Below are 11,079 nucleotides of genomic sequence, written 5' to 3'. Positions count from 1 at the left end.
TGAGCAACGTGCTGCGCAAGCCCGTTGAAGGGTGTGCCTGATGATTCGAGTTCTGCTGCTCGGCTGCATCCTGCTGCTGAGCGCCTGCGCGAGCCAGGCGCCACTGCCCGCGCAGACCCCAAGCATGGCGTTGCCGCTGCAATTGCACATCCAGCGCCTGCAGGCCGAACAACGCCAGGACTGGGTACTGGTCATCCAGCGTGAAGGCCCTGCCATACGCTGGTCGATGATGGACTTGCTGGGTATTCCGCAGGCCCGCCAGAAACTGGTCGATAGCCATTGGCAAGCCGATGGCCTGTTGCCGCCTAACCCGGAAGCCCGTGAGCTGTTCGCCGCGTTGCTGTTTGCACTGACCCCCAGGGATGAACTGCCTGGCAACTATCCAAAGGCGTGGCAATACGGGGCGCAACGCTCGCTGCCAGCGCGCTGGGACGTCCGTTATTCACAACCATTGAGCTTCGAATTGAATTTGCCCAAAGGCCCGAAATATCTAATCACCCCCCTGAGCGGTGACGCACCATGACGGCTTACCTCAATGCCCTCGGGGTCGTCTGCGCCCTGGGCCGTGACAAACAAGAAGTCGCCCGCCACCTGTTCGCCGGCGATTGCTCAGGCATGCGCAGCGAAGCCGGCTGGGTGCCAGAGCGTTCATTACCGGTAGGCGCGGTGCGTGGCGATCTCGTGCCGATTCCCGCAGAACTGGCCTGCCAACGCAGTCGCAACAATCAATTGCTGATGGAGGCCACGCTGCAAATTCGCGGTGACATCGATCAGGCCATCCAGACCTACGGCCGCGATCGCATCGGCATCGTGCTGGGCACCAGTACGTCGGGCATCGACGAAGCCAGCCAGGGCCTGGCTCGCTACGTGCGCGAACAGCAATTTCCGGCGCAATACGACTATCAGCAACAGGAACTCGGCGCACCGGCAAACTTTCTCGCCGACTGGCTGCAAGTAAGCGGCCCGGCCTATGTGATTTCCACTGCCTGCACCTCCAGCGCACGCGCATTGATGAGTGCCCAGCGCCTGCTCGATCTGGGCATGTGCGATGTGGTGCTGTGCGGTGGAGTCGACACACTGTGCAAGCTGACGCTCAACGGCTTCTCGGCACTCGAAGCCGTGTCCGGGCAGCGCTGCAATCCGTTTTCAGTGAACCGCAACGGCATCAATATCGGCGAAGCAGCCGTGCTGTTCCTGATGAGCAAGCAGCCTGGCGACCAGCCGATTGCCCTGCTTGGCAGTGGCGCCAGTTCCGATGCGCACCACATTTCCGCGCCAGAACCCACCGGCCGCGGCGCCCAACAGGCAATGCGCAAGGCCTTGAGCCGGGCCAGACTGCGGCCTGAGCAAATCGCCTACCTGAACCTGCATGGCACCGCCACCCAACACAACGACGCCATGGAAAGCCACGCAGTGGCGGCGGTGTTCCCGGCCGGCGTGCCCTGTTCTTCGACCAAGCCCATGACCGGCCATACCCTTGGCGCGGCCGGCGCGCTGGAAGCCGCCTTCTGCTGGTTGAGCCTGAGTGACGACAACCGCGAGCACCTCCTGGCCCCGCATGTCTGGGACGGCCAAGCCGATCCCGAGCTGCCCACCCTCAAATGGGTGACTCCCGCCGATCGCCTGGCGTCCACTGGACCTCGCTACCTGATGAGCAACTCCTTCGCCTTCGGTGGCAACAACGTCAGCCTGATTATCGGAGACGCCCCATGATTGATTGGCCGCTCGCCGAACTGCTGCCCCATGCTGGCGACATGATTCTCATCGAGCAGATCCTGGCATTCGATGAAGAGCAGATTCATACACGCCTCAGGGTCAAGCCCGACGGTCTGTTCAATTTGCCCGACGGCAGCCTGCCGGCCTGGGTCGGGATTGAACTCATGGCCCAGAGCGTCGCGGCCTTCGCCGGTTGCCATGCGCGCCAGCGCGGCGATGCAACGCAGCTGGGCTTTTTGCTCGGCTCTCGCAAGTTCGAATGCAACGTCGACCGTTTTCCCGCCGGCACCGAACTGACCCTGCATGGCATCCGCTCCCTGGAAGATGACAACGGCATGGGCGTGTTCGAGTGCCACATCAACGCACCCGGCATTCACGCCAGCGCCCGCCTGAACGTGTATCGCCCGCCTCAGGCGGCTCAATATCTTGATGAATCCGAAGGAGTCCAGTCATGACTGAATTCGTACTGGTCACCGGTTCCAGCCGTGGCATCGGCCGCGCCATCGCCCTGCGCCTGGCCCAGGCCGGGCATGACATCGTGCTGCATTGCCGCAGTGGCCTGGCGGATGCCCAAGCCGTACAAGTCGAAATCGAGACCCTGGGTCGCACTGCGCGCATCCTGCAATTCGATGTGTCCGACCGCGCCGGCTGCAAAGCCATCCTTGAGGCCGACGTCGAAACCCATGGCGCCTACTACGGCGTGGTGCTCAACGCCGGGCTGACACGTGACGGTGCTTTTCCGGCGCTGAGCGAGGATGATTGGGATGTGGTGATGCGCACCAACCTCGACGGTTTCTACAACGTGCTGCACCCGGTGATGATGCCGATGATCCGTCGTCGCGCTGCCGGGCGAATCGTTTGCATCACGTCGGTGTCCGGCTTGATCGGCAATCGCGGCCAGGTCAACTACAGCGCCTCGAAGGCCGGGTTGATCGGCGCGGCGAAGGCGTTGGCGATCGAGTTGGGCAAGCGCAAGATCACCGTCAACTGTGTCGCACCCGGCCTGATCGACACAGCCATGCTCGATGAAAACGTGCCGGTGGAAGAACTGATGAAAATGATCCCCGCACAACGCATGGGCACCCCGGAAGAGGTGGCCGGCGCGGTGAATTTCCTGATGTCGGCGGAAGCCTCGTACATCACCCGGCAGGTGCTGGCCGTCAACGGAGGCCTGTGCTGATGAAACGTGTCGTCGTCACCGGCATGGCCGGCATCACCTCGCTGGGCAGCGATTGGGCAACCATCGCCGACCACTTCGCAGCCAACCGCAGCGGCATTCGCCGCATGGACGAATGGGACCGCTTCACTGAACTCAATACGCGCCTGGCCGGGCCCATCGATGACTTCATCGTGCCGAGCCACTGGACGCGCAAACAACTGCGCAGCATGGGCCGCGTTTCGCGACTGGCCGTCGGCGCAGCGGAGCGGGCGTTGGCCGATGCCGGATTGCTCGGTGACGAATCGATCAAGGACGGGCGCATGGGCGTTGCCTGCGGGTCCTCCACGGGCAGCACCGACGAGATCAAGGCCTTCGGCAACATGTTGCTGAACTCGGTGGCCGAAGGCCTGAACGCCAACTCCTACGTGCGCATGATGCCGCACACCACCGCGGCCAACATCAGCATCTTCTTCGGCCTCACCGGCCGCCTGATCCCCACCTCCAGCGCCTGCACCAGCGGCAGCCAAGGCATCGGCTACGCCTACGAAGCCATCAAGTTCGGCCGCCTGCCGTTGATGCTCGCTGGCGGTGCCGAGGAACTGTGCCCGACCGAAGCCATGGTGTTCGACGCACTCTACGCCACCAGCCTGAAAAACAACGCCCCGCACACTACCCCGCGTCCCTATGACAAAGGGCGCGACGGCCTGGTGATCGGTGAAGGCGGCGGCATGCTGGTGCTCGAAGAACTGGAACACGCGCTGGCGCGAGGTGCCCGTATTCATGCCGAACTCGTTGGTTTCGGCAGCAATGCCGACGGCCAGCACACCACCCGCCCGGAGCAAGTCACCATGCGCCGGGCCATGGAGTTGGCCCTGGAAGATGCGGGCTTGAGCCCTGCCGACATCGGCTACGTCAACGGTCACGGCACGGCCACCGAACAGGGCGACATCGCCGAAACCCTGGCCACCAGCAGCCTGTTTGGCGAACACATGCCGATCAGCTCACAAAAGAGCTTCCTCGGCCACACGCTCGGCGCCTGCGGTGCGCTGGAGTCCTGGTTCAGCATCGAAATGATGAACAGCGACCTGTACGCCCACACCTTGAACCTTGACGAAGTCGACCCGCATTGCGGCAAGCTCGACTACCTGCGCGGCGAGTTCCGGCAGATGAGCAATCAGTACGTGATGAACAATAATTTTGCGTTTGGCGGGGTGAATACGTCGTTGATTTTCAAACGCTGGGCGTAGGCGCTGCCGCAGGCGAGCGCACTTCAATCCCCTGTAGGAGCGAGCCTGCTCGCGATGGATGTCAACGATAACGCGTGCTGCCTGAACGAACGCGTTGTTCGGACGTTTTTCGCGAGCAGGCTCGCTCCCACAAGGTCCCTGCCTCCCGGACAGGTCATGGCGGATCGAGGTTATCCAGGACCCTATTGACCGCCAGTTCTCCCAGCATGATTGATTGCTGAATCCCCAGCATTGTGTAGCTCTGCACTCCGTTCAGGCTCCTCGCGAAGTCGCTCGCCATGACATTGGCTGACGCCAGTGAAACGCAGGCGTACTCCAGCAGGGTGTGGTTATCGGTTTCGGGGGCGATGAGGAAGAGGGTGCTGGGTTGGTGTGGCGCGTCTGGGTCGGTATCCGGAGAGTTTGAGGCATTGGTCATGATTCAGCGTCCTGACAATGGGGGCCACACCGAATCGCTACTGATCAAAGGGTGGCGGCTGTACGCAGGTTAGTAGACCGGGCAAACCGAAAACCGGCGCGCCCGAAGGCGCCCTGCGCACAGCCACCGTCAAGGGCAGGTACGGACATACCTGCCTATCAGGAGCGCCAATGCGCTTCGGTTTACTACGGGCTACTAAACCCGATCACTGACAATCAGTGACCCGGATCAAGCTACCGATGGCCCCCAAAGCGCACAAGCCGGCGGATTCTGGAGTAGTTGTAGGCAACGCCGCAAGGCGTTGTAGCCTCTCCGGGATAGTTCAGAAATATCCCACCAGCAGCGGCGAAAACTCTGACCTGTAGGAGCGAGCATGCTCGCGATGGACTAAAGAACGCCGCGTGTCACCAGGAAACAAGCGTCATCGTTGACGACCATCGCGAGCATGCTCGCTCCTACAGGGACGGTGCAGCCTTCATGACTTTAACGGCTCAACCTTCCTCGTCAACAACTCCACGAACGCCCGCGCCATCGGCGACTTCTGGTCCTTGCGCTGCACCAGCCACACCGCCGACACCGCCGCCGGGTCGAGCAACGGCCGATAGACCACCCCGTCGATGCGCATTCGCTGATAAGACGCCGGCAGCACCGACACACCCAATCCTGCGGCTACCAGGCCAATGATAGTCATCGCTTCGCCGGCCTCTTGGGCAAAGTGCGGACTGAAGCCGGCATCACGGGCCAGACTGAGTAATTGTGCGTACAGGCCACTGCCATAGCTACGGGGGAAAAATACGAAAGGCTCCAGTGCCAGGGCGGACAGGAACAGGCCTTCTTCACTGCCCTGCGCCAAAGGGTGCTTGGAACTGAGCACGGCCACTAACGGCTCACGCATCAACTCGACGACGCTCAAGCAATCCGGCAGCCCCAGCGGCCGCATGATCCCGACTTCGATCGACTCATCCACCAGCGCATCGGCCACCTGGGTGCTGCTCATTTCCCGCAAATTCAAATGCACTGCCGGAAAACGCTGGCGAAACGAAAAAATCGCCTGGGGAATCGTTGAGTTGAACGGTGCCGACGATGTGAAGCCGATTTTCAGTTCGCCCAACTCGCCCAACTGCGCCCGCCGCGCAACATCCGCCGCCTTGTCGACCTGCGCCAGCACCAGCCGTGCCTCTTCCAGGAACAGTCGACCGGCCTCGCTCAGCTCGACCCGACGATTGGTACGCTCGAACAATCGCGCACCCACTTCCTGCTCCAGGGCCTGGATCTGCTGGCTCAGCGGCGGCTGCGAGATACCAAGCGCCTGCGCAGCGCGGCCGAAGTGCAGTTCTTCGGCGACAGCGATGAAGTAACGCAGATGACGCAATTCCATGAAAACCCCATTAGGTCGTTAAAGCTATCAAACAGGTCGAACAATATATTGGATTGAATCATTAGCCAGCTATATGCTTTTTTCATTGCCTGACGGGCTGCGCTCCTCCGAGGTCCACCGTGAAAACTGCTGTCGCTCCACTTACCCATGAAGTTCCTCCCGCCACACCAGACGATGTGGCTGCCGAGCTGGAAGAGATCTACATCGAAAAAGGCACGCCAGCCTTCATGCGCACGGTGCTGGCGCTGTTCTGCGGCGGCTTCGCGACGTTCGCCCTGCTCTACTGCGTGCAACCGATGATGCCGCTGCTGTCCAACGAATACTCGATCAACGCGGCGCAGAGCAGCCTGATTCTCTCGGTAGCCACGGGCATGCTTGCCATTGGCCTGCTGATCACCGGCCCGATCTCCGATCGCGTCGGGCGCAAAACGGTGATGGTGGCGGCGCTGTTTGCCGCCGCACTGTGCACCATGGCCAGCGCGATGATGCCGAGCTGGCACGGTGTCCTGGCGATGCGCGCGCTGATTGGACTGTCGTTGAGCGGCCTGGCGGCGGTGGCGATGACCTATTTGAGCGAAGAGATTCACCCGCAGCACATCGGCCTCGCCATGGGTTTGTACATCGGCGGTAACGCCATCGGCGGGATGAGCGGGCGTCTTATCACCGGCGTCTTGATCGACTTCGTCAGCTGGCACACGGCAATGCTGGTGATCGGCGGCCTGGCACTGATTGCGGCAGCGGTATTCTGGAAAATCCTCCCCGAATCGCGCAACTTCCGTGCCCGCTCGTTGCACCCGCGCAGCCTGGTCGACGGTTTCACCATGCACTTTCGCGACGCCGGGCTGCCACTGCTGTTCCTCGAAGCCTTTGTGTTGATGGGGGCGTTCGTCACCCTGTTCAACTACATCGGCTACCGCCTGCTGGCCGAGCCTTACCACATGGAACAGGCCTTTGTCGGATTACTCTCGGTGGTGTATCTCTCGGGTATCTACAGTTCGGCGAAAATCGGCTCGCTGGCCGACAAAATCGGCCGCCGCAAAGTGCTCTGGAGCACTATCGCGCTGATGATCGGCGGTCTCGCCCTGACGATGTTTACGCCATTGCCGCTGGTCATCATCGGCATGCTGGTCTTCACCTTCGGTTTCTTCGGCGCCCACTCCGTCGCCAGCAGCTGGATCGGCCGTCGTGCCACCAAGGCCAAGGGCCAGGCATCGTCCTTGTACCTGTTCAGCTACTACGCAGGAGGAAGCATTGCTGGCACGGCGGGCGGCGTGTTCTGGCACTTGGCTGGCTGGAATGGAATCGGCTTGTTCATCGGTGGACTGCTGGCCGTGGCATTAATGGTCGCCTTGAAGCTTTCAAAGTTGCCGCCACTGCCAGGCACCGGTGCGACTATCTGAGCACTATCTGCGCCTCCAGTACCGCGTTGCGCTTTTCCAGGGTCAAGGATTGCAGCGCGGTGCCATCACGTTCGATGCGGTCCAACCATGCCAGTAATGCCTTGGCGTCACCGCTGAGGTTCAGGCGCAACTGATCACCGTCGGTGTTGACCTGATGCAGTTCGAGTCCGGCCTCGGTAGCACTTTCGCTGACGTGCAGTGACAGCGGCTGAGTGACAGGCTCGCGCATGCTGCGCGGACGCGCCAGCTGCAGTTGCGCCGTCAGTGCCAGCTGCTGCTGATACTGACGCTCGGCCGCTGCAAGACGCTGTTGCGTCGGTTGCCAGACCAGGCTGAATGCCGCTACACCAAAGACAAACGCGACCAACACCAGCAACAATCGTTGTTCGCGCAGCGACAGGCGCTGCCAGCGCTGCAGCAGCACCGGCCATGTGACCAACCCGCTCAGCTTCATGCGCCTTGCTCCAGGGTCAGGGTCGCCTGCACCCGATCGCCTTCCTTGCTCGCGCTGTCGAGTCGCACAGGCAAACCTTGCTGGCGGCCACGCTCACGCAGTAATTCCAGTTCGGTAAAACTATTGGCGGTCAGCCGGACTTTCCAACCATCGCTTTCGCGAAATTCAATGCGCTGGACATCGACATTGCTGGCGCCGATGACTTGTTCGACGAGTTTGACCAGCCCGGCGATATGGCCGTCCTGAGGGGCCGCATTTTGGCTTTGCATTACATTGAGTTGTAACGCCAGGTCAACGATGCGGGTCTGCTCCGGGTAAAGCCCTTTGAATTGCTCCACGTTGCGACTGTAGAGCTGGCGGGTCTGGTTTTCGAGAAAGCCGATACGTGCCGCGCTGGCACCCCAGTCGAGCAGCAGCAGCGACAACACGACCAGCCCGCCGAAACGCCAGGGCAGGCGCTTTCGAGGCGCCGCGAAATCGCCGTGCAACAGATTGATTGCCGGTCCATGCACCGGGATCAGCCACTGATCGATATCAGTGGCATCCTTACGCTCGTCACGCCACTGAACGTCCCTGGGCAAGCCTGGCTCGAGCGCCACCAGATCTTCATCCGACAACGTCAGGCGTGCAGGCAAGCCTCCACCGAGCAACCAGCGGCCAAACCACCAGATGCCGAGTGCCTGGTCACGAGGCAACACATCGGCATCGACGAACACAGATCGCACCTTAATACTCACTTCGGCCAGCAGCGCGAGGACAACGGCAAATCGTTCGCGGTCGATCACCATCACCGGATAGCGACCTTGTGGATCGCGCGCACCGGTACTCAGGTGCAGCTTTTCCAGGGCTTGGCTCAACTGCTCTTCGACAGCGTAAGCGATGGCCTGGGCATCAGGTTGGCGCCTGGATGGCCATGGATCGCTGAGCAACCAACTGCACAGTTCCATGGGCAACAGCACATCGACCGCCTGCCCAGCCAGTGACTGTGCCGCTTGATCCAAGGGCAAGCGCTGCCGTTCGCCGGTCGAAGTCCATAGACAACAAGGCCAGGCGAGCGTGGGCAGGCCCAAGCCTTCGGCTGTTAGATAAAGCCAGGTTTTCATTGCTGGATCTCGCTTGCATTCGAGGGGAGAACACGCCGTTGCAGGATCTTCAACTGACGCGTCTTGGGGTCGCGTTCGACATCGGTTGCCAGCCGCAGATGCCCCTGCCCCTGGGTTACTTGAACGGTGATCCGGTACCAGCGGCTATCAACGCCCAGGCCATGGCCGCTCAAGCCCAAACCGGATATCAGCGGGTCCTGGGTAAAGGCCTGAACGCTTGGCCAGCCTGCCGGGGAACGCTGGCGTACCAAGGTTTCGGCCGTGGTGCGCTCGATACCGTCGAGCGTACGCAATACCAGCGCTGGCGCTGTGTTGATGTTCATCGTGGCCTTTGCCGGCAACAGCGCGACCCAGGGCGCCAAACGACGCAACAGCTCAGCATCGACACCAGGAAGCAGTCGCAGCTGGCTGAGCTCGAGCAGCGGCCCTACTTGCTGCAGTTGCAACGACGGCAGTTCGAGCAGCGTCAGCAAACGCATCCAGCGCTTGAGCGTGACTTGATCGATCTGCCCCTGAATCAACAGGGTATTGAGATTGAAACGACCGGCCAGATCCTCGATCTCGACGCGTATCTGCGCATCTTCAATGGCAAAAGCGCTGGAAGGTTCGGCCATCGGCTCGCTGTCTTTTTGCTGAGCCTTGAGCAACACCAGGCCCCAGGTTTCCCCGGCTACACCGAGTTGCCGCAGGTGCATCTGCTGTAACTGCTGCCCGGTGCTTTGCAGCAATGCGCGATGGCTGCGCAGCATGCCGCCGATGATCAATAACGCCAGGCTCATGACCAGCAACACACTGATCAGAGCAACGCCGCGTTGACCGGCCCTCATGGCAGTGCTCCCGGCAATAACAGCACCCGACGGATCGCCTCGAAGCGCCCTGCCGACATTTGCATTTCCACCGCCAAGGGCGCCTTCGGGCTCTGCCCGGACGGCCAATCGCCGCGCCAACCAACCTGGCTGTCGTACAGACGCCAACGCACCTCTCGAACATCGTCGAGCAGTTTTTGCCGCTGCACGCTCTGCGCCCCTTCCGCCCGGCTGTCACGCCAAAGCGCGCCGTTGTCGAGTCGATAAGTCAGCAACTGCCGCTCACTGCGCGGTAAGTCCAGCGGATTACGCCAATTGCCGCGCAGCAGTTGCAACTGCGACGGGTCTTGCACGACAGGCGGCTGCGCGATGTGCATAAGGTCACGTTCGATTACTGCCACGGCGCGTTGCAGGTTCCTGAGTTCACGTTCGTGGCTCAGGGTGCCCCGCTGCACGCGCACCACACTGTCGAACAGCGTCCAGCTGGCCAGCCCCAGCAAGGCAAAAATCGAAATGGCAATAACCAGTTCGAGCAGGGTAAATCCGCCTTGCTCATTCATGACGATTGGCTATCCAACCGGTGGCGCGGAACAGGGTCTGGTCACGTCCGGCAAGGCCGACCTCGACTTCGACCAACAACCCGGGAGGATCGCGCGTCGGGTCGACGTTTTGACGTACAACCCAGTCGCGTTGACCCAGGCTCACCATCCGTTGTGGCTGCGCAAGCACGGGGGACGATTGCAGTCGCAGCTCGCTCAGCTGATTGTCTGCCACCCAGGCCGCGAGAAGACGCTCTTCGGCAGCGCCTGCCTGCCTGACCACGTATTGGCTTGCGGACAGCACCGCCGTCGCCAGGGTCGCGAAAATCGCCAGGGCCACCATGACTTCAAGCAAGGTGAATCCACTCATGCGAACAATGGCCGGTGGCTCACTCATCGATCATGAACTCGCCCATGCCATCACCGGACAGGGTCGCCCAAATCTTGTCTTTGCCAGCGAACGTCAGTGTGAAGTTGCTGGTTTCATCGCTGCTGTACAGCAGAATCTGCGGAGGGCCGACGTCAGCGCCCAGCCTCAGGGCATACCCCTCCTGCTCAAGGCTCAGTTGCAAGCTCTCGGGCCATCGGTTGAAGGCGGCCAGCGGTTCCCAGCCACGCCCATCCAGACGCATCGACCGGTACCCCAGGACGCTCAGCCGCAGACCGTATTCGCGCCCCTCCAGCACTGCCTGTTGCCGCAGCTGGCGGATGACGCCACCCAGGGCGCTCGCTTCCTGCCTCGCTTGCTGTGCCGGGTGGATGCCCGTGGCCAGACTCACCATGCCCAACAGCACGCCGATCAGGACGGTCACGATCATCATTTCCAGCAAGGTAAATCCCCGACTACGGCGCGGCATGG

At 61.5% G+C, this 11,079-nt stretch carries 14 protein-coding genes; 6 read left to right on the top strand and 8 right to left on the bottom strand.

From position 1 onward, the window contains the following. Positions 1-40: 40 nt before the first annotated feature. From AC3WWR_RS01550 to AC3WWR_RS01530, 5 genes are read left to right on the top strand one after another with little or no spacing between them, the layout of a single operon-like run. Entirely contained in the window at positions 41-523 is a 483-nt protein-coding gene (locus AC3WWR_RS01550; protein WP_020796178.1) for a hypothetical protein, read from the top strand. Continuing rightward, complete coding sequence (locus tag AC3WWR_RS01545; RefSeq protein ID WP_033044226.1) at positions 520-1,713, top strand: beta-ketoacyl-[acyl-carrier-protein] synthase family protein; 1,194 nt, start codon at positions 520-522, stop codon at positions 1,711-1,713. The genes AC3WWR_RS01550 and AC3WWR_RS01545 overlap by 4 nt, the downstream gene beginning before the upstream one ends. After that, positions 1,710-2,171, top strand: a complete 462-nt coding sequence (locus AC3WWR_RS01540) for a hotdog family protein (protein WP_020796176.1) — start codon at positions 1,710-1,712, stop codon at positions 2,169-2,171. The genes AC3WWR_RS01545 and AC3WWR_RS01540 overlap by 4 nt, the downstream gene beginning before the upstream one ends. Further along, entirely contained in the window at positions 2,168-2,896 is a 729-nt protein-coding gene (gene fabG / locus AC3WWR_RS01535; protein WP_020796175.1) for a 3-oxoacyl-ACP reductase FabG, read from the top strand. The genes AC3WWR_RS01540 and fabG overlap by 4 nt, the downstream gene beginning before the upstream one ends. After that, positions 2,896-4,122: a beta-ketoacyl-ACP synthase gene (locus AC3WWR_RS01530; RefSeq protein ID WP_033044227.1), complete on the top strand. Its 1,227-nt coding sequence runs from the start codon at positions 2,896-2,898 to the stop codon at positions 4,120-4,122. The genes fabG and AC3WWR_RS01530 overlap by 1 nt, the downstream gene beginning before the upstream one ends. A gap of 154 nt (positions 4,123-4,276) precedes the next feature. Here AC3WWR_RS01530 and AC3WWR_RS01525 read toward each other — a convergent pair whose 3' ends face one another. Together AC3WWR_RS01525 and AC3WWR_RS01520 are read right to left on the bottom strand one after the other, a co-directional pair. Further along, positions 4,277-4,540 carry a DUF6124 family protein gene (locus AC3WWR_RS01525; RefSeq protein ID WP_492598416.1) on the bottom strand — a complete coding sequence of 88 codons (264 nt, stop codon included), beginning with the start codon at positions 4,538-4,540 and terminating at the stop codon, positions 4,277-4,279. A 475-nt stretch (positions 4,541-5,015) separates the two neighbouring features. Beyond that, complete coding sequence (locus tag AC3WWR_RS01520; protein ID WP_020796172.1) at positions 5,016-5,918, bottom strand: LysR family transcriptional regulator; 903 nt, start codon at positions 5,916-5,918, stop codon at positions 5,016-5,018. Positions 5,919-6,037: 119 nt separating this feature from the next. Here AC3WWR_RS01520 and AC3WWR_RS01515 point away from each other — a divergent pair, with 119 nt between their 5' ends. Next, positions 6,038-7,318 carry an MFS transporter gene (locus AC3WWR_RS01515; protein ID WP_033044055.1) on the top strand — a complete coding sequence of 427 codons (1,281 nt, stop codon included), beginning with the start codon at positions 6,038-6,040 and terminating at the stop codon, positions 7,316-7,318. Here the strand turns inward: AC3WWR_RS01515 and AC3WWR_RS01510 are convergent. From AC3WWR_RS01510 to gspH, 6 genes are read right to left on the bottom strand one after another with little or no spacing between them, the layout of a single operon-like run. Further along, on the bottom strand, positions 7,311-7,772 hold the full coding sequence (locus AC3WWR_RS01510) for a type II secretion system protein M (protein ID WP_020796170.1): 462 nt from the start codon (positions 7,770-7,772) through the stop codon (positions 7,311-7,313). The two genes, AC3WWR_RS01515 and AC3WWR_RS01510, sit on opposite strands and share 8 nt — an antisense overlap. Further along, positions 7,769-8,875: a type II secretion system protein GspL gene (gene gspL / locus AC3WWR_RS01505; RefSeq protein WP_033044052.1), complete on the bottom strand. Its 1,107-nt coding sequence runs from the start codon at positions 8,873-8,875 to the stop codon at positions 7,769-7,771. The genes AC3WWR_RS01510 and gspL overlap by 4 nt, the downstream gene beginning before the upstream one ends. After that, on the bottom strand, positions 8,872-9,702 hold the full coding sequence (locus AC3WWR_RS01500; protein WP_033044050.1) for a type II secretion system protein GspK: 831 nt from the start codon (positions 9,700-9,702) through the stop codon (positions 8,872-8,874). Before AC3WWR_RS01500 ends, gspL begins: the two co-directional genes overlap by 4 nt. After that, positions 9,699-10,241: a type II secretion system minor pseudopilin GspJ gene (gene gspJ, locus AC3WWR_RS01495; RefSeq protein WP_020796167.1), complete on the bottom strand. Its 543-nt coding sequence runs from the start codon at positions 10,239-10,241 to the stop codon at positions 9,699-9,701. The genes AC3WWR_RS01500 and gspJ overlap by 4 nt, the downstream gene beginning before the upstream one ends. Continuing rightward, a complete protein-coding gene (gene gspI / locus AC3WWR_RS01490) occupies positions 10,234-10,617 on the bottom strand; it encodes a type II secretion system minor pseudopilin GspI (protein WP_033044049.1) in 384 nt (127 codons plus the stop codon). Before gspI ends, gspJ begins: the two co-directional genes overlap by 8 nt. Continuing rightward, on the bottom strand, positions 10,610-11,077 hold the full coding sequence (gene gspH / locus AC3WWR_RS01485; protein ID WP_492598415.1) for a type II secretion system minor pseudopilin GspH: 468 nt from the start codon (positions 11,075-11,077) through the stop codon (positions 10,610-10,612). Before gspH ends, gspI begins: the two co-directional genes overlap by 8 nt. Between the last annotated feature and the right edge of the window lie 2 nt (positions 11,078-11,079).

The organism is Pseudomonas sp. EB271-G4-1 (assembly GCF_058791355.1).
This window is presented reverse-complemented; position numbering and strand designations above follow the sequence as displayed.